The 23,510-nt window shown below is 37.4% G+C and carries 16 protein-coding genes; all 16 read left to right on the top strand.

Annotated features, from left to right (window positions below; all coding sequences use genetic code 11):
• Nucleotides 1–60: 60 nt before the first annotated feature.
• The 16 genes from JML65_RS04575 (at nt 61) to JML65_RS04500 (ending at nt 23,483) form a co-directional block, all read left to right on the top strand.
• Nucleotides 61–456, top strand: a complete 396-nt coding sequence (locus tag JML65_RS04575; protein WP_047484875.1) for a hypothetical protein — start codon at nt 61–63, stop codon at nt 454–456.
• A gap of 181 nt (nt 457–637) precedes the next feature.
• The gene (locus tag JML65_RS04570) at nt 638–940 is read left to right on the top strand and encodes a hypothetical protein (RefSeq protein ID WP_202270044.1); all 303 of its coding nucleotides are present in this window, start codon (nt 638–640) and stop codon (nt 938–940) included.
• 136 nt (nt 941–1,076) lie between these two features.
• Entirely contained in the window at nt 1,077–2,576 is a 1,500-nt protein-coding gene (locus tag JML65_RS04565; protein WP_202270043.1) for a GH3 auxin-responsive promoter family protein, read from the top strand.
• A gap of 69 nt (nt 2,577–2,645) precedes the next feature.
• A complete protein-coding gene (locus JML65_RS04560; RefSeq protein ID WP_084086493.1) occupies nt 2,646–3,008 on the top strand; it encodes a hypothetical protein in 363 nt (120 codons plus the stop codon).
• A gap of 92 nt (nt 3,009–3,100) precedes the next feature.
• Entirely contained in the window at nt 3,101–4,336 is a 1,236-nt protein-coding gene (locus JML65_RS04555) for an MFS transporter (RefSeq protein ID WP_202270042.1), read from the top strand.
• Between the two features lie 957 nt (nt 4,337–5,293).
• Entirely contained in the window at nt 5,294–7,384 is a 2,091-nt protein-coding gene (locus tag JML65_RS04550; RefSeq protein ID WP_202270041.1) for a T9SS type B sorting domain-containing protein, read from the top strand.
• 332 nt (nt 7,385–7,716) lie between these two features.
• Nucleotides 7,717–9,867, top strand: coding sequence for a T9SS type B sorting domain-containing protein (locus JML65_RS04545; RefSeq protein WP_202270040.1), 2,151 nt, complete (start codon nt 7,717–7,719; stop codon nt 9,865–9,867).
• A 153-nt stretch (nt 9,868–10,020) separates the two neighbouring features.
• Nucleotides 10,021–11,610 (top strand): replicative DNA helicase, encoded by a 1,590-nt coding sequence (dnaB, locus tag JML65_RS04540; protein ID WP_084086489.1) that lies wholly within the window; start codon nt 10,021–10,023, stop codon nt 11,608–11,610.
• A 46-nt stretch (nt 11,611–11,656) separates the two neighbouring features.
• Nucleotides 11,657–12,133 (top strand): ribonuclease HI, encoded by a 477-nt coding sequence (gene rnhA, locus JML65_RS04535; protein WP_047484858.1) that lies wholly within the window; start codon nt 11,657–11,659, stop codon nt 12,131–12,133.
• Nucleotides 12,134–12,298: 165 nt separating this feature from the next.
• The gene (locus tag JML65_RS04530; protein ID WP_202270039.1) at nt 12,299–14,554 is read left to right on the top strand and encodes a lectin-like domain-containing protein; all 2,256 of its coding nucleotides are present in this window, start codon (nt 12,299–12,301) and stop codon (nt 14,552–14,554) included.
• Nucleotides 14,555–14,682: 128 nt separating this feature from the next.
• Nucleotides 14,683–16,944, top strand: coding sequence for a T9SS type B sorting domain-containing protein (locus JML65_RS04525; RefSeq protein ID WP_202270038.1), 2,262 nt, complete (start codon nt 14,683–14,685; stop codon nt 16,942–16,944).
• A 119-nt stretch (nt 16,945–17,063) separates the two neighbouring features.
• A complete protein-coding gene (locus JML65_RS04520) occupies nt 17,064–17,690 on the top strand; it encodes an NAD(P)H-dependent oxidoreductase (RefSeq protein WP_047484856.1) in 627 nt (208 codons plus the stop codon).
• A 30-nt stretch (nt 17,691–17,720) separates the two neighbouring features.
• Nucleotides 17,721–19,292, top strand: a complete 1,572-nt coding sequence (gene nadB, locus JML65_RS04515) for an L-aspartate oxidase (RefSeq protein WP_047484854.1) — start codon at nt 17,721–17,723, stop codon at nt 19,290–19,292.
• 13 nt (nt 19,293–19,305) lie between these two features.
• The gene (nadC, locus tag JML65_RS04510; protein ID WP_047484853.1) at nt 19,306–20,166 is read left to right on the top strand and encodes a carboxylating nicotinate-nucleotide diphosphorylase; all 861 of its coding nucleotides are present in this window, start codon (nt 19,306–19,308) and stop codon (nt 20,164–20,166) included.
• Between the two features lie 208 nt (nt 20,167–20,374).
• Complete coding sequence (locus JML65_RS04505) at nt 20,375–22,957, top strand: TonB-dependent receptor (protein ID WP_202270037.1); 2,583 nt, start codon at nt 20,375–20,377, stop codon at nt 22,955–22,957.
• Nucleotides 22,958–23,042: 85 nt separating this feature from the next.
• Nucleotides 23,043–23,483, top strand: coding sequence for a hypothetical protein (locus JML65_RS04500; RefSeq protein WP_047484849.1), 441 nt, complete (start codon nt 23,043–23,045; stop codon nt 23,481–23,483).
• Nucleotides 23,484–23,510 lie beyond the last annotated feature (27 nt).

The following is a 23,510-nucleotide window of genomic DNA, read 5'->3' as shown; positions in this document are numbered from 1 at the left end:
AATTTCCGTGGCATAATGTTTGGGATTTTACCTTATAACCAAACACTAAAGAATAATATTATGAAAAAAGCAATTAAAATTTTAGGAGTTTTCATGCTGTTTGTTTTTACAGCATTATCGTTTTCGTCGTGCAGCAGTGATGATGATCCTACGAATAACGACTTCTTTGCAGGAACCTATAAAGGGAAGATCTCTTATAACGACGGAGGGTCTACCAATATCAGTACTGATAACGGAAGTGTATTTGTAACCAAGATCGCCAGCGGCACCAAGTATAATTTCTCCTTCTCAAGTGGCATTCCCGATCTCAACGGAATCGAGTTTGAACAGAAAGGAGACCACACCCTTGTCATGATTGGCTCTACAGGAACATCATATATAAGAATTGACAATAATGAATTAAAAATTCTATACCTTAAAGATGGTAAGACCTGGACCGCTAATTGTACCCGATAAACATTTCATACTATAAATTATATTACAAAAACCTGTTTTCAATGAAAACAGGTTTTATTATGGGTTAGAATTGTTTTAATTTTTTTTTAAGCTGTAATAAACTTTAGTTAAGTTTAAAAAACCAAAAATTTTCAGCCCGCTTTTTGCATACCTTTAAGTAACAAAAACAAACAGTATTTCTATGAAAAAAATATTCTCAGCAATGTCACTGATCCTAGGACTAGGACTTGCTACTGCCCAGCAGACAGCTCCCGCTACAAGTACCACAGCTCACCAAACGGTAAAAACAGTAAAAGCGACTAAACCCGTTGAAGTAAAAGCTGCAAAACCCGCTGAAATAAAAACAGCAAAACCTGCTGAAGTAAAACCTGCTCAGCCTGCTGCTAAAATGAAAAAAGACGGGACTCCGGATAAAAGATACAAAGACAATAAGCATCTAAAAAAAGACGGAACTCCGGACAAAAGATATAAAGTAAACAAATAAGCACAACATTAACATATATAGTTGTTATTTTCATAATCAAATTTCGAAATGCCGATGAACAAGTTTTATCGGCTTTTTTATGTCATGCTTTGTAAAAATTGTTCCAGATTCTCTACTTAATTTATAAATTTGGAGCATGTTAAACTTCTTCAAGAAAAATGCAGCGCTTATTTGGGCAAAAAAACATGTTCAAAAAGCAGGGGAATTCAAAAAAAATGCGGAGAAAAACCAGGAAGATCTATTACTTTCTCTTATACATACTGCTCAAAAAACACTTTTTGGACGGGAGCATGATTTTGAAAACATTCGTTCTGTAAAAGATTTTCAGGATAGAGTCCCTCTTGCAGATTATGAAGACCTAAAACCCTATATTGAAAGAGTAAAAAAAGGACAGGCCAATATCCTCTGGACAGACACTCCGGAATATTTTGCGAAAACCTCCGGAACAACTTCCGGATCTAAATACATTCCTATTTCTAAAGAAGGAATGCCATTCCAGATTGCTGGAGCTCAGAGTGCCCTTTTCCATTATATTGCTCAAAAAAATAATGCGGACTTCGTAAACGGAAAAATGATCTTTCTACAGGGAAGTCCCGAGCTGGAAGAAGTCTTTGGCATAAAAACGGGGAGATTATCCGGTATTGTGGCCCATCATATTCCAAGCTACCTTCAAAAGAACCGCCTACCCAGCTGGGAAACCAATATTATGGAAGACTGGGAAGCCAAAGTAAATCAAATCATCAAAGAAACCGAGCGTGAAAACATGACTCTGATCTCAGGAATTCCGCCATGGCTGATTATGTATTTTGAAAAATTGACCGAGAAGCATGGGAAAAAGATCAAACAACTATTCCCTAACCTTCAGCTTATTGTTACCGGAGGAGTCAATTATGAGCCTTACCGTGATAAAATGGAAGACCTCCTAGGAGATAAAGTAGATATTATCCAAACCTTTCCAGCTTCCGAAGGCTTTTTTGCTTTCCAGGATGATTATACTAAAGAAGGATTATTACTGCTGACCAATCATGGAATTTTCTATGAATTTATTCCTCTTGAAGAATATGGCAAGCCTAATGCACGAAGGCTCACATTACAGGAAGTTGAACTTCATAAGGATTATGCCCTGATCCTGACTACCAATTCCGGTCTGTGGGCATATTCTATTGGTGATGTTGTAAGATTTATTGATAAAAAACCTTACAGAGTTCTGGTAAGCGGAAGGACCAAACATTTTACTTCTGCTTTTGGTGAACATGTGATTGCTTTTGAAGTGGAAGAAGCCATGAAAGCCACATTAGAAAAGTTTCCTGCACAGATTACAGAATTTCATCTTGCCCCACAGGTCAATCCTGAAGAGGGTCTTCCCTACCATGAGTGGCTTATTGAATTTGAAAAAGCTCCTGATGATCTGGAATTATTCAGAAATGAACTTGACCTTCAGCTAAGAAATAGAAACAGCTATTATGATGACCTGATTTCAGGAAATATTTTACAAAAGCTATTCATTACAAGGCTTGGAAAAAATGCATTCCATGAATATGCTAAATCTCAGGGAAAATTGGGAGGACAAAACAAAACTCCAAGATTGGCAAATGACAGAAATATTGCAGATTTATTAGAAATTTACAAACTTTAAAGATATTTTTTCAATTCCAAAAACGTATATTCGAAAAAAATTATAAATTTGAAAAACTAAAAGAAAATAATGAAAGCATCTGTACTGTTAAAATCGTCTTTATTAACCTCTTTATTTGTCATTTCATCTTGTGCTACCACAAAATACAGCGAAGATATTTCCAAAAACAACTATTCTAATCTTCAGGCAGGAAAAATGTACGTTGTTCAAATGAGAGATGGCTCTCCAAAACAAAAAATCCTGTTCAGAAATATTGTGGGTGAAAATCTGGTAGGAACAGCCGGCAAAAAAGACAGTACAGAAGTAATTATTCCTAAAGCTAAGGTAGCTGCCGTAAAGGACAGATCAAAAGCAAGAATTGCTACCGGAGCAACAATCATAGGAGCAGCCGGAGTTGCTGCCATCGTACTTAGTGCTACAAGAGCCGACTAAAATAGATTTTATCTTTCAAGATATATTTAATTTATCTTTTAAAAATCAACATATGAATAGCCTTAAATAAATTTTTAAGGCTATTTTTGTCCATGATTTCCTTTACTCCGTTACAAACCTTAAAAAATATCGAATTCAGAAATCTCCTTACAGGACGATTTTTCATTGTTTTAGCATTCAGAATGCTTGCCACCTTATTAGGTTGGTGGGTGTACCAGCTGACTAAAGATCCATTTTCAATAGGCCTTATTGGGCTGTCGGAGGTTATTCCTGCGGTGAGCTGTGCCTTGTATGCCGGCCATGTTATCGACATGAATGAAAAAAAGCGTCTTCTTCTGATTTGCAATTATGCTTATATTTTCCTGATCGGGCTTCTTCTTATTCCTGCATTTCTTAATGTAGAAATGCACTTCACAGGCCATCAGATCACATATTTCATTTATGGTGTTATCTTCTTTACAGGGATAGCAAGGGCTTTTATTGGCCCTATCGTTCCATCTATGATTCCCAGGATTGTAAAAAAAGAAAACCTTCCGAATGCTGTTACCTTGAATCAGGCAACATTTCTGATCTCTTCTGTCTGTGGCCATGCCATAGGAGGTGTTCTTATCGGGTATGTAGGAGTAAAGTGGACATTAGTCGTTATTTTATCTTTAATTTTCATTGCTTCTTTATTTTTCTGGCAACTGAACAAACAATATTCTGAAAATAAAAAGGACTCAGTAAATGTGGTGGAAAGCATGCGTGAGGGAATTTCTTATATTTTTAAAACCAAAGAAATTTTAGGTGCCTTATGCCTTGATATGTTTGCAGTACTTTTCGGTGGTGCGGTTGCTATGATTCCCGTATTTGCTACAGACATTCTGGATTCGGGAGCGGAAGGTTTCGGATTGCTGAATGCGGCTTCGGATATAGGATCAATGTGTATCATTACTATTTTGGCTCTTGTTCCTTTACGAAAAAACCAGGGGAAAATTCTTCTGGTAGCTGTTACAGGATTTGGGCTCTGTATTATTGGGTTCGGATTATCCAAACTTTATTGGGTATCATTTATGTTCCTGGTGATGAGTGGAATGCTGGATGGAATTTCTGTAGTGATTAGAGGAACCATTGTCCAGCTAAAAACCCCGGATCATATTCGCGGACGTGTTTTAAGCGTCAATTCAATATTCATCATGTCCAGTAACGAAATGGGACAATTTGAAAGTGGGGTAATGGCCAAAGTTTTAGGAGTAGTACGTTCTGTAGTATTTGGAGGAACCATGACCGTTTTAATTGCCCTTCTTGTAGGAAGTACTAATCCCAAACTGAGAAAAATGCAATACTAGTTTATCTTCTGCCAAAAAAATAATAATCCGGGACAAAAGCTTATCTGATTTCTTATTCTCTTGCCAACAACTTTGTGTTTTTGTTAGTAAAATTTTCTTTAAACTAATGAATACGCACAAATAAATGCATTTATTTCAACAACAACATAAATAATTAGCTAAAACACTGATTGTTAAATAATTAATAAGTATTTTAGCTTTATTAGAATATAATAATTGAATGTATGATTTATAAAATACCTACTGTTGTTTTAGTCAAGCGATTAATCAATACAGCCTCTGTAGAAACAAGCCCTTTCCCTTCAGAACCTGAGAATATTGAAAGTTTTTTCAAATGTTTCAACTATTAATTGAATAGGTAGGGATACATTAAAATTAAGCTAAAATGACCATAAGACAAATAAGTGCCATATAATTTTAAAAATAAAAGCCAGGAAATACAGGACAAACACTCTCTTTATGATTTCTAAAAGAAAGCATTTTAGATCGTATACGGACGATGAGCAGCATCAAAAAAAACAACAAATACAATATTGCATATCAAATTCCGTTTTCTTTAAAAATATCTCAAAATCTTTAATTTAACATTAATTATTTTCTATATTTGCTGGTAAAATATCCCCTTATGAATAAACCTTTACTAATTTTATGCTTTTTAATAGCAAGTTTTGGAGCACGGGGCCACACTGCCACAGATAAAACCCCACAAAACACTGATTCACAAATCGATAAAACAATATCTTTTGACCGGTCTTTAATTTCAATCCTCCATTTAGAAAATGCGTTATATCAACTGAATTCAAGCAGGACAACATAGAAATAAACAGACCTCAAAACTCACTTCCCTCCAAGCACTCAGATGAACAATTGACCACTTCCGACATACAACCGGTTGGGGAAAAAAGCTAATTTAAACCTAAACAATAGATAAGGATTGAAAATTTTAAACTGATCAAAATGAAAAAATATCTACTGATTCTAATATTATTTATTACTCAGGCCGTCTCTGCACAACAGGATTGTATCACAGCACTTTCTGTTTGCGGAAACTCTGACATATCCTACATTCCTGATGGACCGGGAATCCAGGAATTACCTGAATCAAACTGCGGTACTTATCAAGAAAGATATTCTGTATGGTATAAGTTTACCGTAGCCACTGCAGGGACTTTAACTTTTGCAATCACACCGGCTACCGGATCTGACTACGACTGGTATGTATGGGGACCTAATATAACATGTGCCAACAAAGGAAATACAATCAGATGTTCAACACCAGGTGGAACTGGAGCTACAGGTCTGAATATGACCTCAACTGATCCTTATGATTATTTTGGACAGCCCGGTTCCAATGCTGATGGCTGGGCAAAATATATGGATGTTTTACCGGGAGAAACTTACTATCTACTCGTAAACAACTATAGCTTTAACATCACTGGATTCTCATTAACATGGGGAGGTACAGCGTCTTTAGCTTCTCCATTCAACGATCCGGCACTTACACCTTTCCCATTCATCACACCAGGAGTTCCTAATGCCAATCCAACGGAGCCTAATGAGGTAGTTATCTGTACTGATCCGGCTGTTTTTGACTTTAGTACTTTAACTGCTGGAATTGTTAATGGTAATGCTAACTTTTTTGTGACTTACCACACCAGTCAAAATGATGCCCTTGCAGGAAACAATCCAATTTTAACTCCTCAAACTGTAAACACTACAACTGTCTATTATTACAGTATTCACTATGAAGATCCTACCGATCCGAATAACCCGATAAATTCATGTAGGCAAATTGGTAAGTTTAAATTCAAGCAGGGAAATATTACTGCTACCGATGCCACACTAACCATGTGTAACAATAATGGTGTAGGTACCGCAACTTTTGACCTTACCACAGCCAATGTCTTTGATGACCCGGCAGGTACAGCGATAAAAAAGTATTATCCTACCATGGCCGACCTTAATGCAGGAACCAATGAAATCACAAACCCTTATGCTTATTTATCTTCAACGAATGTAGTATTTGTGTCGGTAACTACCCCACAGGGATGTTCGGACGTAGCACAAATTAATCTTAATCTTTACGCCGTAGTAGTTGTAAATGATGCGGAGATTAGAACATGTTTTATTGAAACAAATCCTTCTACAGGGTCATTCAACCTTAACAATGCATTAGTAACCAATCAGCCAGGTGCTATAAAAAAATATTTCCCGTCACTCACTGATGCCATAGATCAGACAAATGAAATATTAAACTTTACAGACTATATTGCTCCTAATGGCGTAATCTATGTAAGAGTATCTGACAACCGAGGCTGCTACTCTATTGCGAAAGTAACTCTGACGGTACTTCCTCCTGTAAAATCTGATATTTTAGCAGACAAGATCATCTGTATGGAAGATACAACAACGCTAGATGCGGGACCTGGATTTAAAAGCTATGAATGGAGCACAGGAGCAACTACTCAGTCCATTTCTAATGTAGGAGTAGGTACTTACTGGGTAAAACTGAAAACCGGAGACTGTATTGCTTTACAAACTGTAAAAGTATATCCTTCGGAACAGCCGGTAGTAACGAGTATTGATATTTCCAACAGCACTGTAAGCATCAATGTTATAGGAGGAACTCCTGCTTACAAATATTCTATGGATAACATCAACTGGCAGGAATCCAATACATTCACCAATATCTCAAGAGGAAATCACAAAGTATATGTAAAAGATGCTTATGACTGTGATCCTATTGAAATTTCTGTGGTTGTTCCTAATCTTATTAACGTTATTACTCCAAACGGAGATGGGGTAAATGATGTAGTAGATTATTCTGCAATGGCAGATAAACAGAATCTTATATTGAATATCTTCGATAGATACGGAACTAAAATCCATCAGGGAGACAAATCTAACGGATACAAATGGGACGGAACTATTGCCGGTAAGAAAATTCCAACAGGAACATACTGGTATTCTGTAACCTGGAGTGAAAATGATAAAAAGAATACTCCTTTCAAATTCACAGGATGGATTATGGTAAAAAACAGAGAATAATACACTGATTACTTAGTGATCAACCTAACAAACATATTTCAAACTCAGGATAGGAATTCTATTCTGGGTTTGTTTTTTTATTTTCATAAATATTGGATCAATAACAATATTATTTCTTCACCTAACAAACCATCACTTTCTTTAAATATATCTCAAAATCTTTAATTTAACGTTAATAATTTTTTATATTTGCTACACAAAATATCCACTTATGAATAAACTTTTACTATTTTTATCTTTTACGTAAAAAACAAAGAGCACCTTCCAACAGAACTGCTCTCATTTTGTTTTTAATCCCCCTTCAATTTTGTTTTAAAAAAATCATTTCAACAATGAAAAAATTACTACTTATTTTAACTTTCTTTATATCCCAGGCGTTTTACTCGCAATCGGATTGTATCACAGCAATCCCAATATGTGGGGACTCTGATATTTCCTATACCCCGTCAGGAATTGGAAGTATCCTGGAGGTCCTCAATCAACATGGAGGATGTTTATCCGTAAATGAAACTTTTACAGTTTGGTATACTTTCAGTGTATCCACTTCAGGAACGCTTGCATTCACAATCGTACCTAATGTTCAGACAGATGACTATGATTTTGCAGTCTATGGACCTACCAATGGAGGGTGTGCTGCTTTGCAAGAGCCCGGCACTAATATTTTCCTCCAGCCTTTAAGATGTAACTATTCAGGAACCGGTGGAGATACAGGACTCGACCTGACTCTAAATCCACCTGCTGTATTCCCTGTTAATCCTCCGGGACTGACATCCAGTATGAATGCTGATAAATGGAGCCCTTATATCAATGCAGTAGCAGGAGAAACCTATTATTTGGTGATCAACAACCACAGAAAATCAATCAATGGGTTTTCAATGAAATGGACGGGAACAGCGAGCTTAAGCTCAGCATTTAATGATCCTACTCTAACACCTAACCCATTTGTTACTCCTGGAATTCCTGCTGCAGATCCTACAGAACCAAGTACGGTTATGGTATGCGGACTTCCTACTCAGTTTAATTTCCTTTCTCTGAGTGCAGGAATTATCAACGGAAACAATAGTAATTTTCAGGTAACTTACCATGATAAGATCAATGATGTTCTTACAGGTCAAAATCCGATTACCACAACCACTGTAAATGCAACTACTATCTATTATTACAGAATTGTTTACCATGATCCATCCAATCCGGACAATCCAATGAACGGTTGCTTTATCAATGGAAAATTCAAATTTGTAAATGCAAGCATTACGGCTAATAACGTCACCTTACTTTCATGTAATAACAATGGTGCAGGTACTGCAAAGTATGATCTTACCACAGCCAATGTATTTGGTGGTGCCGGAGCAGTGATTAAATACTATCCTACTCTTGATGATTTGAATGCCGGAACCAATGAAATTACAAGTCCTACCAACTATATTTCTCCGGAAACAACAGTGTACGCAAAAGTAACTTCCGTATTCGGATGTACCGCTAACGCTACCATCAGATTGCAATTTCATCCGACAGTAGTATTGAAAGATGCTCAAATGGAAAATTGTTATATCCCGGATAACGTATCTTCTTCTACTTTTGACCTTACCCATGCAGATATTGGTGTTCCAAACCCACTCCCTGCAGGAAATGTTTTAAAGTATTACAAAACAATGAATGACGCTTTAAGTCAGTCTAATCCAATTGCTATTCCTGATGCTTATCTTTCAACAAGTACAATCGTCTATGCAAGGGTTAACAATGCTCAGCAATGTTTTGCCATTGCAAAAATCACATTAACGGTTCTTCCACCGGTAAAATCTACCGTTCTAAAAGACAAAGTGATCTGTGCTGAAGCAACAACAACACTGGATGCAGGACCTGGATTTGACGGTTATGAATGGAGTACCGGAGAAACAACGCAAGTCATCAACAATGTAGGAATAGGAACATACTGGGTAAAATTGAAAACAGGAAAATGTATCACTCCTCAGGAAGTTCATGTGCGCCCTAGCCTACAACCGGTGATTTCGAATCTTGAAATAAGCAATAATACCATCAAGGTTACTGCTACAGGCGGAGTTCCTCCTTATCAGTTTTCTATTGACGGAATAAACTGGCAGGAGTCTAATTCATTCACAGGGTTACCAAGAGGTGAAAATACGGTGTATGTAAAAGATTCTTTCAACTGTACTCCGGTTCAGGTTACCGTTACGGTTCCTAACCTTATCAATGCAATTACTCCTAACGGAGATAACGTCAATGATGTTATTGATTATTCAGCTTTAGCGTACAAGAAAAATCTGGTATTCATCGTCTATGACCGATACGGAAACAAGCTTCATGAAGCAAACAAAATCAGAAACTTTACATGGGATGGAACTGCCTTTGGCAAAAAAATAGCTACCGGAACCTACTGGTATACTATCTCATGGAACGAAAACGATAAAAATAATACTGAAACCAAATATTCAGGATGGGTATTGGTGAAAAATAAAGAATAAATTTCATTTATAACCTTATGAAAATCACCCCAGACCGGGGTGATTTTTTTATCAACATAATGAACCTCCTGTTTACAGTATTTTCATAACAACTGATAATAATTTGTTGAATACTATTTTTTAATTATTTTCTAAATAAGCTATCTTTGCACCATGGCGCAGAAAGAAACATTATCATCCTTAACACACGGAAACTTTGCAAAAGAGCTGTCTATTGCGGATGGAAAAATGCCACCCAATGCAGTGGATTTCGAAAGACTCGTTATTGGAACTTTTTTGATTGACAAAAAGGGGTTGGATCATTCCATTGACCTCCTTACTCCTGAAGTGTTTTATGATCCGAGACATCAGGTCATCTTTTCCGCGATTTTAAAACTCTATGAGGGTAACCACCCTGTAGACTTAATGACGATTATCCAGGATTTAAAAAAAGTGGATAAGCTTAGCCAGGCAGGAGGAGACCATTATATTATAGATCTTACTATGGGTGTGAGTTCATCCGCTCATATTGAATACCATGTTCGTGTCATTCTTGAAAAATATATTTTAAGAAGTCTGATCAATGTTTCTGCCAATGTGATTGATTCTTCATACAAGGAATCTACTGATGTTTTTGAACTTTTAGACAAAGCCGAACAATCGTTTTTTGAGATCACTAACGGAACGATTAAAAAAGGATTCGACACCGCAAATTCATTAGTAAAACAAGCTATTGATACTATTAAATCCTTAAAAGATAAGGAAGGACTTTCCGGAGTTCCTTCCGGTTTCAGAGATATTGATAAAGAAACCGGGGGATGGCAGAATTCCGATCTTATCATTATTGCTGCCCGTCCCGCGATGGGTAAAACAGCATTTCTTCTTTCAATGGCAAGAAATATTGCAGTAGGTCACAAGATCCCAATGGCTCTTTTCTCTCTCGAGATGGCCTCGGTACAGCTTATCACCAGAATGATTGCATCCGAGACTAAAATTTCATCCGAAAAATTAAGAAAGGGAACCCTTGATGATGAAGAATGGCAAAGACTGTTCTCCAATGTTTCCGAATTGGAAAATGCTCCTTTATATATTGATGAAACGCCATCACTTTCAATCTTTGATTTCCGTGCGAAGTGCCGAAGACTGGTTATGCAGCACGGAGTAAGACTGATCATGGTCGATTACCTTCAGCTGATGACAGCCGGAAGCAGTGGGAAAGGTGTTGGAAACCGTGAACAGGAAATCTCTATGATATCACGTTCATTAAAGGCGATTGCAAAGGAATTAAATGTTCCTGTTATTGCACTGTCTCAGCTTTCCAGAAGTGTGGAAGCCCGCCCGGGAAAAAGACCTCAGCTTTCTGACCTGAGGGAATCCGGAGCTATTGAGCAGGATGCAGATATTGTATCTTTTATCTTCAGACCTGAATACTATAAAATTACAGTTTGGGATAATGACGATGAAGGACAGGAAACTTCTACAGAAAATCAGGCTGAGCTGATTATTGCCAAGCACAGAAATGGTGCAACAGCTGATGTCAGACTGTCTTTCCTGAAGCATTTTGCAAAATTTGGTGATATTGAAGCGGCATTTGATGGTGCCGGTGGAGGTTATCCTTCGAATTTTGGCTCCCCTGATCCAAGTGGCTTCGACAAAATTAAAACCACTATCCAGCCTGGCGCAGCATTTGATCTGCCGGATAGTTCAAAACTTTCAGGATCGTCGATGAATGATTTCGATGACGATGATGATTTTCCGTTTTAAGACCCATGCTTAGCCTTAGAAAGCAAATCAATTTAAAAAGATCAATTTGAAAATCGAAATTTATACGGACGGAGCCTGCAGTGGAAATCCCGGAAAAGGAGGATATGGCATTCTTATGCGTGTTCCCGAAAAAAATTATCAGAAAACATTCTCCATGGGTTTTCGAAAGACGACCAACAACAGAATGGAACTTCTGGCTGTAATCACAGCCCTGGAAAAATTAAAGTCTACAGAAAATGACATCCATGTCTATACAGACAGTAAGTATGTAGCAGATGCTATCAATCAAAACTGGATTACAGGATGGATAAAAAGAGGATGGAAAAATGTGAAAAATCCTGATCTTTGGAAAAAATTCATTGAGCTTTACAACAAGCATCAACCCAAGATGCATTGGATAAAAGGGCACGCAGGGCATTTTGAAAATGAGCTTTGCGATAAGCTGGCCGTTGCGGCTGCTGCTTCCCAAAATCTGGAAATAGACTCCTATTTTGAAGGCCTGGACAGCAATTCCCTATTTTGATTCAATCAACATAAATTCAACCACCCGCCGAAAACATTCATTATTACCCATAAATTTATACCATATTTTGAATAAAATATATAAATTTTAACAAAATTAACATTAAATACATATTATTTATCTGGGATTTAATATCTTTACCTATTAATTAAAATTCCCATTTAAATGAATAAAAATTTATTTTTTTTCCTTACCCTTCTACTACTCTGTTTATCGGGAAAATCTTTCGCCCAAACTTACCAGCTTACCGGAAATCCAATTAACACTACAGGATGGACAATGGTTTCTCCCACACAGGTAAACGGTGATTTTATTCAACTCACTCCTGATACCAACAACCAATCCGGATCAATCAGACTGAATGATCCTATTAACCTGAAATACTGTGACAAATGGAGAGTAGAATTCGACTTTAGAATGGATTCTAACCAAACTTCCAATGGAGACGGTCTCGCTTTTTGGTACCTGGCCAATCCTCCGGTTGCAAGTGTACTGGGCTCCGGTCTTGGAGTTTCTCAAAATGCAGTGGGTTTTATTGCAGGATTTGATACCTACAACAATACAACTACTGCTACAATGAGCAAGGTTCATGTTGCTTACGGACAAGTTACCAATACAACCGATACAAATAACGTAGAGTTTTTTAATGTTCCGGGAAGTTCTTTTCACTCACCGGATATGAATACCACGCTACCTTTTCAAGGCACCACCTTTAAACATGTTGAAGTAAGTGCCCAGGTAGATCCGGCTACTCCTACCAACTGGATTGTCAGTATAACCATTGATGGCACTTTAATTTGCAATCAGTCTTTTGCTCCTTCCGGCACTGCCGCTGCAATGACGGTAGGTTATTTTGGTTTTTCAGCTTCTACAGGTGGAGCAAGATCAAGACATTCTATTAAAAATGTAAAAATCTATACGGATAAAGTCTCTATTTTGCAGAACTCTGCAACTCAGTCTTTTTGCCCCAATCCAACTACCGGATATGGAAATGTAAATTTAACAACATTCAATTCTCAATTTGTCAGCAATCCTGCCAACTACACTTTCACCTATTATCCTCTTGGCAGTTCTACTCCTATTGCCACTCCCACTAATTATCAATTCAACGCTAACACCACCGTTACTGTGGTCATCAAAGATAATGCGGGAATATTATGTGATAATCCTGATGCCCGTATTTTATTGGTGCTGGCTCCATTTAAAGCAGAAGACAAAACACTTACAGCCTGTAACAACAACAAAGCCGGCACGGCAATTTTTAATCTGACTACAGCTAATGTAACAGGTGTTCCCGGTTCTGTAAAAAAATACTATAAGACACTAAACGACCTTAACGCTGATATCAATGAAATCGCTTATCCTGATAATTATTTATCAGCTCCCGGAACGGTATTTGTAAAGGTAACGACTCCACAGGGATGCGTAGGCACAGCAAAAATAACCCTTGCCTTCTATCCTGAAACAGAAGTTAAAGAAGCGAGTCTCCGGTCCTGTTTTATTGAAAACAATATCACCAATGCCCAGTTTGACCTTACCACAGCTGATGTTACTCCGCTAACAACGGCAAGCAAAAAATATTACACCACCTTAAACAACGCATTAAACGGAACCAACGAGATTGTAAACATCCTTCAATACATCTCACCAAGCACTACTGTTTATGTAAAAGTAACAGATGCTAACGGCTGCTTTGCTATCACTAAAATTAACCTCATCGTACTGCCACCTGTTACATCTGCTGTTCTAAAAGACAAAATAATTTGCATAGACAGTAAAACAGACTTAGATGCCGGGCCAGGCTTTGATGGATACCTATGGAGTACCGGAGCTACAACTCAATCTATAAAAGATGTGAATGCAGGACTTTACTGGGTACTTCTGAAAACCGGAAACTGTATAACCAAGCAGATTGTAAAAGTAATTCCTTCTGCAAATCCTGTTATTTCAAGTATTGACATCAATAATAACAGCATTACTGTAAATGTATCGGGAGGAACGCCTCCTTATCAATATTCTCTGGATGGCAGTACATGGCAGGATTCAAACACTTTCACAGGGCTTCCAAGAGGTGAAGTAAAAGTTTTTGTAAAAGATTTCTACAACTGTACTCCTGTTGAAGTACAGATCACAGTTCCGAATCTGATCAACGCAATTACACCTAATGGAGATAATATCAACGATGTTATTGATTATTCTGCACTGGCTTATAAAAGAAACTTAGTATTCATTGTCTATGACCGATATGGAAACAAGCTCTATGAAGCCAACAAAATAAGAAACCTCCAATGGGATGGTACTGCTTCAGGGAAAAAAATCCTTACTGGAACTTACTGGTATACTATTTCCTGGAATGAAAATAATAAAAACAATACTGAAACCAAATACTCAGGATGGGTATTGGTAAAGAACAGAGAATAAATTTTAAAAAACAAAACCACCTCCTTAGAGGGGTGGTTTTGATATTGAAAGCAATCTATTTTTAACAAAAAAACTGTACCATGCTATTTTCATTGTAATACAACTAATAATATCACAATCCATCCACTATGAAAAAACATATACTCATTTGTTTATTAGCCTTTCTACTAGGGCTACCTCCAAAATTATTTTCACAAACCTATCAGCTTATAGGAAATCCGGTTAATACAACTGGTTGGAATCTTGTTTCAGACGCTATTGTAAGCACAGATTTCATAAGGCTTACAACCGACCAGACAAGTAGATTTGGTGCTATAACTTTGGCAGATCCCATCACCTTAAGCTACTGTGACAAATGGAAAGTAGAATTTGACTTCAGAATTGACGGAAACGGAACAACACAGTTTGGAAGAGGTGACGGATTCACATTCTGGTATCTTGCTAATCCACCCACAGGTTTTGTATCAGGAGGAGGATTAGGAATTCCAGCCAATGCATCAGGACTGATGGTAGGATTTGATATTTTCAACAATACCACCGAGGGGCAGATGAGCAAAGTACACCTTTTATATGGCACTAACAATACTGCCGGCAACAATATAGAATTTAACAATACTCCGGGAAGTACCTTTCATTCACCTGACCTCAATGCTACCCAACCTTTTGTAGGTGACACTTATAAACATGTGGAAGTGAATGGAGAAACAGATCTTACCAACCCAACCAATTGGATCATCAAAATAAAAATAGACGGAGTACTTGTTGTTGACCAGTCTTTTGCGCCTTCCGGTGCCGCAGCAGGAATGTCACAGGGGTATTTTGGATTTTCTGCAGCAACAGGAGGTGCCAGCGCCAGGCACTCTATTAAAAATGCAAAAGTATTCGTAGATAAAGTTCCTATATTAAGCAATACCGTAACTCCTTTTGTCTGCACCAACCCAGCCACGGGAAATGGCGTTGTTGACCTTACTTCTTATAATTCTCAATTTGTAAATAACCCCGGAAATTATATTTTCACTTATTATATTTTAGGAAGCCCAACACCTATTGCCAATCCTTCAAGCTTTCAGTATTCAGGAAATACAACGATCAAAGTAATCGTGAAAGACCCTACCTCCACTCTTTGTGACAATGGAGACGGAATCATACAACTCAATCCCACACCATTTGCAGCAGATAATGCCAGTCTTACAGAATGTAATAACAATAACGCCGGTACCGCTACCTTTGACCTCACTTCAGCAACGGTAACTTCTATACCCGGTGTCCTTAAAGAGTTTTACCCTACCCTGTTTGATATGAACGCAGGAACCAATCAAATAACTAATCCTACAGCCTATGCTTCTCCTGCCGCAACCATCTATGTAAAAGTAACTACTCCCCAAGGCTGTGTAAGTTCTTCCAAAATCACGTTGAACATTCACCCTGTAGTTGTTGTTAATGATGCTGAAATAAGATCCTGCTTTATAGAAAGCAACCCGTCAATGGCTTCATTTAACCTTACCGGAGCCGTAGTGACTACCCAAAATGGAACTACAAAAAAATATTACCCTTCATTAACTGATGCTATCAATGAAACCAATGAAATAAACAATGCATCTACTTATGTAGCCCCTACCGGGGTTATTTATATCAAAGTTTCGAACTCGAACGGATGTTATGCAATCGCTAAAGTGAACATCACCGTCATACCACCCACCTTTTCTCCTATTTTGGAAGACAAGATTATATGTATAGAAAACAAAACGACTTTAGATGCAGGACCGGGATTCAAAAGCTATGAATGGAGCACTGGAGCCACTACACAGGTTATCAATAACGTAGGAGTAGGCACATATTGGGTAAAATTAAAAACAGGAGACTGTATTGCCACCCAAACTGTAACAGTATACGCTTCCGAAAACCCGGTAGTAACCAGTATTGATGTATCAGGAAGAACAGTCACAGTATACGTTAACGGAGGAACTCCTCCCTACCAGTATTCTATGGATAATATTAACTGGCAGGATTCCAACGTATTTACCAATATAACCAGAGGTGAGGCTAAAGTTTATGTAAAAGACAGCTATAACTGTACCCCTATTGAAATAGCTATTACTGTACCTAATCTCATTAATGTAATTACCCCTAATGATGATGGCGTCAATGATTTCGTAGACTATTCCGCATTATCAGGTAAACGAAATCTTGAAATATCAGTATTTGACCGATATGGGTACAAAATATTCCAGGCCGATCAATCTAACGGGTACAAATGGAATGGAACCATCCATGGAAGCAAAAAAGTTCCTACAGGAAACTATTGGTATTCTGTAACATGGAATGAAAATAACCAGAAAAACACGCCGATAAAATTCTCCGGCTGGATCATGGTTAAAAATAGAGATTAAAAAAATTGATCCATACTAAAAAAATCACTCCTTTATCGGGAGTGATTTTTTGTATTATTTAAGAGGATATATTTCATTATAAACCCATTTTATTCATATTCAATTCTTAAATTTGCCTTATGAATTATTTGGAAGCTTTGAGCAGAAGATATTCTGTTAAAAAATTTAATCATCAGGTGATTCCTCAGGAAACACTTTATAATATTCTTGAGTCAGGAAAACTCTCTGCAAGTTCACTTGGACTTCAACCCTATAAAATTTTAGTTGTTGAAAGTGAAGCTATGAAACAGAAACTGATTCCGGCTTTCTATAATCCATCACAAATCTCCACCTGTTCCCATCTTATTGTAATCATTTCAAAAAAGACAATTGATGAGAGCTATATCCGGGGATATTTCAATCATATTTCTGAGGTAAGAGAAACTTCTCTTGAGAAACTTGAGCCATTCAAAAACAGTATCAATCAGCATATTGTGCAGAAAACACAGGATGAAATTTTCAACTGGGCAGAGAAACAATCCTATATAGTACTGGCCAACTTAATGTATGCAGCCGCTATAGAAAATATTGACTCTTGTCCCATGGAAGGTTTTCGACAGGATATCATAGAAGAAATTCTTAGTATAAATCCTGAAACAGAAAAAGTAACCGTTACCCTCGCTTTAGGTTACCGTTCTGAAGAAGATTACTTCCAACACATGAAAAAAGTAAGAAAACCAAACGAAAAATTGTTTAAATTTATGTAATATTTAAACGATTGTACCTAAAGCAAGCATATGATAAAAGCGGATGTATTAGTAATCGGTTCCGGCATTTCCGGACTTTCCTATGCCATTAAAGTTTCTGAACAGCTCCCTGATGCCAAGATTATTATCGTAACAAAGTCTGACGAAGACGAAAGCAATACCAAATATGCTCAAGGCGGACTTGCTGTGGTTACAGATTTTCAAAAAGATAATTTTGAAAAGCATATTGATGATACCATGAGGGCCGGCGATGGAGAAAACAAACGGGATGTGGTAGAAATGGTAGTCAAGGAAGCTCCTGCAAGATTCAATGAAATTGTAGAATGGGGTGCCCAGTTTGATATGAAAAACGGCAAATTTGCTTTGGGAAGAGAGGGAGGCCACACTGAAAACAGAATTGTCCATCATAAAGATATCACCGGATTTGAAATTGAAAGAGCTCTATTGGAAACAGCCAATAACAGTCCCAATATTGAAATCTTAGACCATCACTATGTTATTGATATCATTACCCAGCATCATGTTCCCGGAAAAGAACTGAACGAAGGAGATATCCATTGCTATGGTGCTTATATTCTGGACGAAAAGTCCAAAACAATCAAAAAGATAACTTCCAAAATAACATTGGTTGCCACCGGAGGTGCCGGACATGTTTATAAAAACACCACCAATCCTAAGATTGCAACAGGAGACGGAATTGCTTTCGTTGCCCGTGCCAAAGGAAAGGTTTCCAATATGCAGTATTATCAATTCCACCCTACTGCTTTATACAGTAAGATTGACGGAATGTTATTCCTTATTTCCGAAGCCGTAAGAGGTGATGGTGCAAAATTAAGAACAAAAAGAGGTGAAAAGTTCATGCAGAAATATGATGAACGTGAAGAACTTGCCTCAAGAGATATTGTTGCCAGAGCTATTGACAACGAAATGAAAATTTCAGGGGACGAATATGCCGGCCTTGACTGTCATGAGATGAACCAGGAGAAATTTCTGGAGCATTTCCCTAATATTTATAAAAAGTGTAAAGATGAAGGAATAGATCCGTTCACTCAATTGATTCCGGTTGTTCCGGCTTGCCATTATCTGATGGGAGGAATTGAAGTAGACAGAGACGGACAATCTTCTATTAAAAATCTTTTTGCCGTAGGGGAATGTACCAATTCCGGATTACACGGAGCCAACAGACTAGCCTCCAACTCCTTACTTGAAGGACTTGTTTTCGGGCATAATGCCGCGATGAAAACAATGGAATTACTGAATGAAAATAATTTTAACTTTGATGATCTGAAAGCTGTTCCTGAATGGAATGAAGAAGGAATGAAAATCATGGATGAAATGGTAATCATCAGCTACCTTAGAAAACAGCTCCAGGAAATGATGAGTGACCTGGTAGGAATTGTGAGAAGCAACAGACGTCTGAATATGGCACTACAGAAACATCAGGAAATTGCAGCTGCTGTGGATGAGATCTATCACTACTCTATTCTCTCTCCCCAACTCTCAGAATTAAGAAACTTAACGACCGTTGCCCATCTTATCATTACCCAGTCTATGGAAATGAAAGAAAACAAAGGTGCATTTTATAATAAAGATTTAGCTTAAACAGCATACCATAATGAAAAGACCAAGTTACGTTACCGATAAAGCATTAAAGACATTTATAAAAAATGCGCTGGAAGAAGATATCCAGGATGGCGATCACTCCACTCTTTCCACAATCCCTCAAGATTTGGAACAAAGTGCTAAACTTCTGGTAAAACAAGACTGTATCTTAGCAGGTGTGGAACTGGCAGAGTTTATTTTCAACACATTTGATAAAAATTTAAAAGTTGAAGTCTTCCTTAAGGATGGTGACGCTGCAAAAGTGGGAGACATCGCCCTTATTGTAACCGGAAGTGCCAGATCTATTCTTTCTACCGAAAGGCTGATTCTTAACTGCATGCAAAGAATGAGCGGTATCGCCACTCTTACTCATGATTGGGACTCCAGGTTGGTAGGTACGAAAACTAAACTTCTGGACACAAGAAAGACCACTCCCAATTTCAGAATATGTGAAAAATGGGCTGTAGCTATTGGAGGCGGAACCAATCACAGATATGGGCTTTATGACATGATTATGCTCAAAGACAATCATATTGATTACAACGGAAGCATTACCAGTGCTGTAAAGATGGCAAAGGATTATGTTAAAAAGACTAAGAAAAAATTAAAAATCGAGGTGGAAACCAGAAATCTTAAAGAAGTTCAGGAAGCCATCAAAGCAAAAGTAGACAGAATCATGCTTGATAATATGAATGTGGAGACTATGAAGCAGGCCGTGGAAATGATCAATGGGTCATGTGAATCGGAAGCTTCCGGTGGAATTACCCGCGATATGTTAAAAGAAATTGCCTCCACAGGAGTTACATTTATCTCTGCCGGAGCCCTTACACACTCGGCTGAAAATATTGATCTGAGTCTCAAAGCCGTGAAATAGCGTTGTATTTTTAACAAAAACAACCCTGCTTTGTTAAAAATACAATAACATGACTTTTTTCATACAAAAATTCAATTTTTATTTATAATATTGATAATCAAATACTTAATATTATTAAGATTGATTAAAAATTAACATTGAGTTAATAATGGTTAAATTTTATTTTGCGAATTTTGCAGAAAATTAAATCTAACTATTACTAACGATTATGAAATTAATCAACAAATCGATACTAACTGCGGTTATTACTTTATCTACAGCTAGTGTTTATTACGCTCAACAAGTTCAGGACACAGCGAAGGCTAAGTCTAAAGACCTTGAAGAGGTTATTCTGAAAGGTGTAACTGATATCGCAAAAGATAGAAAGACGCCAGTAGCAGTTTCTACAATTAAAGCTGCACAAATTCTTGAAAGACAAGGAAATCAAGAGCTTGTAGAAATGTTAAACACTACTCCATCTGTATATGCTACAAAAGGGGGTGGAGGTTTTGGAGATTCTCAGATCACTATGCGTGGTTTTGAATCCAGAAACATTGCTGTAATGGTAAACGGTATGCCTGTTAACGATATGGAAGGTGGTACCGTATACATGTCAAACTGGACAGGTTTATCTGATGTAACTAGTACAATGCAGGTACAAAGAGGTCTTGGTTCTTCTAAATTAGCGATTGCTTCTGTAGGAGGTACAATGAACTTCATTACACGTTCTGCAGACATGAAACAAGGAGGAGCTGTAAGATTAGGTATTGGTAATAACGATTTCTTAAAAACTTCATTTGCTTATAATACAGGTAAGTCTGAAAACGGTTGGGCAGCATCATTCTTGATGGCCAGACAAGCAGGAGGAACTTATGTACAAAATACAGATTACGAATCATATACTTATTTCTTCGCATTAGGTTACCAGCCAAGTGCAAAGCATAACTTACAGTTTATGATGACTTCTTCTCCACAGTGGCACGACCAAAGATCTTGGGCACCTACTATTGGAAACTATATCAAATACAATCCGGACAATGACGGAACACCATACAGACAATATAACTCTGACTATGGATACTATACTTCAGCAGATGGAACAAGAACCAACATAGCTAATGCTATGAACTACTATTCCAAGCCTGTAATGATGTTGAACTGGGATTGGACAATCAGCGACAAGTCTACTTTAAGTACGGTTGCCTATATGTCTAACGGACGTGGTGGTGGTGCCAGAAACCTTGGTAAAGTTGGTGGAAAAGGAATGGGTGACTTTTATGATGCAGAAGGACATTATAACTACAATGCAATTTTTGCCGCTAACGCAGCTGTAACTCCAACGGTAGGTGTTGCCGGAAATACATTGGTACGTAGCTCAAGTGTGAACTCTCACAACTGGTATGGTATTTTGATGAACTTCCAGCACAAAATCAATGATAATTGGAACTTCTCAGTAGGTACTGATGACAGATACTATTACGGATACCACTATCAGGTAGTTTCTGATTTATATGGAGCTTCCGGTTATACTGATGCTACTAACAAAAATCTACCTGGAAATAATATTGTACGTAACACATACGATTACCAAAAATTAAACTGGAATCCTTTCGGTGGATCAAATGCTCCTATGGAAGACAGAGTAGCATTCAGTAATGATGGTGAAGTATTATGGTACAGTGGTTTCGGACAAGTAGAATATTCTACTGACAAATTAACGGTTTATGCACAAGGTTCCATATCCAACCAGGGATATCAGAGAATTGATGACTTTACAAAACCTGGAACGGTTCAACAAGGCCAGGCAGTAGACAGAAAAACAGGATTTAAAAACCTATTTGGCTACAACATTAAAGGGGGTGCCAACTATAATATTGATGCTAACAATAACGTATTTGCCAATATCGGTTATTACAGCAAGCAGCCTTTAATGAGTGCAGTATACCCAAGTAACCAGCAAGTAGTTAACCCTAACTTAACGAATGAGAAAATTTTCTCTGTTGAATTAGGATATGGTTTCAAAACGGCTAACTTCAATGCAAAAGTTAACGTATACAGAACTGAATGGAAAGACAGATGGTTCAGAAGAGGAGGTGTAGACTTCGGAAACGGAATCAGAGGATATTCTGAAATCAGTGGTATTACTCAACTTCACCAGGGGGTAGAAGCTGAAGCAACTTACAGACTAAACAGATTCTTAGAACTACAGGGAATGTTCTCTTGGGGAGATTATCAATACAAAGGAAACGGAACAGGATCTAACTTCCAGGATGACAACACACCTATCCTAACTAACGGAACTAACGTTTCTACTCTTTATTTAGATAAAGTAAAAGTAGGTGGTACTAACAACAGTATTCCACAAACTACCTCTTCATTAGGATTTACAGTAACTCCGGTTTCTGACCTTAGAGTATATGGTAACTGGCAGTATGTAGGAAAAGTATATTCTGCAATGAATATGAATGACTTCATTAAACCAGGAAACGAAGCTTTAAAACTACCTGATTTTAATTTAATCAATGTTGGAGCATCCTACAAGCTTAAATTAAAGAATCCAAGCCAATATTTCACTCTTGGTGTAAACATATACAACTTGTTTGATACTACGTATATTCAGGATGGTGCAACTAATATCAAGACTAAAAACCTTGAGGACTTTACCACAACAACTACTGGTGGAGTAACAACAACTGCACAACAGAAATTTGATGCTTACCAGACAACTTTATACAAAGGATTGGATCCTTCTAACAGAGTTTATTTCGGATTTGGAAGAACTTGGTCTACAAGCTTATCATTCAATTTCTAATAAATCATAATATTAGATTTTATAAATATGAATCCCGGCTTTGAGCCGGGATTTTTGTTATCTTTGTGTACAAAAAAATAGGATTATGGATTTTTACAAGATTTTTCTTAGTGCACACAAAGGATTTGGATACTTAGAACTCCTTTTAGTTGCATTATTTATCATTGCACTTTTAGCTACTATGTTCGGGTACAGTGGAAAAGTGAACAAGTTTTTAAAGAAAACCACTTTATTCACGATGATTTTCTTTCACGTTCAGTTTTTAATAGGAATATGCTTGTTATTCATATTTTCTCCAGGTTTCAAAGCTGCCTTAGATGCAGGAACCTTAATGAAGGACGCTTACAGCAGGCAAACATTTGTTGAGCACCCTTTTTCTATGCTTATTGCCGCTGTATTGATGACCATTATCAATAAAAAGGTAAAATCCAACGATACGATCTCTTTAGGAATCGTAATTATGGGATTGATTGCCGCAGGTTTATTTGCATTTGCCTTCCCTTGGACAAGAGTTTTTGGGGCATAAAATACAATAAGGAAATTATACATTATG

The organism is Chryseobacterium sp. KMC2 (assembly GCF_016756935.1).
Lineage (GTDB): Bacteria > Bacteroidota > Bacteroidia > Flavobacteriales > Weeksellaceae > Chryseobacterium > Chryseobacterium rhizosphaerae.
Note: the sequence above shows the minus strand (reverse complement) of the source record. Positions and strands in the feature narration are given on the sequence as shown.

What these genes read in the sequence shown, in the direction of transcription:
- JML65_RS04565 (WP_202270043.1), top strand. Translation starts at nt 1,077, where the DNA reads ATGTTAAACTTCTTCAAGAAAAATGCAGCGCTTATTTGGGCAAAAAAA.
- JML65_RS04570 (WP_202270044.1), top strand. Translation starts at nt 638, where the DNA reads ATGAAAAAAATATTCTCAGCAATGTCACTGATCCTAGGACTAGGACTT.
- JML65_RS04530 (WP_202270039.1), top strand. Translation starts at nt 12,299, where the DNA reads ATGAATAAAAATTTATTTTTTTTCCTTACCCTTCTACTACTCTGTTTA.
- JML65_RS04560 (WP_084086493.1), top strand. Translation starts at nt 2,646, where the DNA reads ATGAAAGCATCTGTACTGTTAAAATCGTCTTTATTAACCTCTTTATTT.
- JML65_RS04550 (WP_202270041.1), top strand. Translation starts at nt 5,294, where the DNA reads ATGAAAAAATATCTACTGATTCTAATATTATTTATTACTCAGGCCGTC.
- dnaB (WP_084086489.1), top strand. Translation starts at nt 10,021, where the DNA reads ATGGCGCAGAAAGAAACATTATCATCCTTAACACACGGAAACTTTGCA.
- nadB (WP_047484854.1), top strand. Translation starts at nt 17,721, where the DNA reads ATGATAAAAGCGGATGTATTAGTAATCGGTTCCGGCATTTCCGGACTT.
- JML65_RS04545 (WP_202270040.1), top strand. Translation starts at nt 7,717, where the DNA reads ATGAAAAAATTACTACTTATTTTAACTTTCTTTATATCCCAGGCGTTT.
- JML65_RS04520 (WP_047484856.1), top strand. Translation starts at nt 17,064, where the DNA reads ATGAATTATTTGGAAGCTTTGAGCAGAAGATATTCTGTTAAAAAATTT.
- JML65_RS04575 (WP_047484875.1), top strand. Translation starts at nt 61, where the DNA reads ATGAAAAAAGCAATTAAAATTTTAGGAGTTTTCATGCTGTTTGTTTTT.
- JML65_RS04555 (WP_202270042.1), top strand. Translation starts at nt 3,101, where the DNA reads ATGATTTCCTTTACTCCGTTACAAACCTTAAAAAATATCGAATTCAGA.
- JML65_RS04525 (WP_202270038.1), top strand. Translation starts at nt 14,683, where the DNA reads ATGAAAAAACATATACTCATTTGTTTATTAGCCTTTCTACTAGGGCTA.
- JML65_RS04505 (WP_202270037.1), top strand. Translation starts at nt 20,375, where the DNA reads ATGAAATTAATCAACAAATCGATACTAACTGCGGTTATTACTTTATCT.
- JML65_RS04500 (WP_047484849.1), top strand. Translation starts at nt 23,043, where the DNA reads ATGGATTTTTACAAGATTTTTCTTAGTGCACACAAAGGATTTGGATAC.
- nadC (WP_047484853.1), top strand. Translation starts at nt 19,306, where the DNA reads ATGAAAAGACCAAGTTACGTTACCGATAAAGCATTAAAGACATTTATA.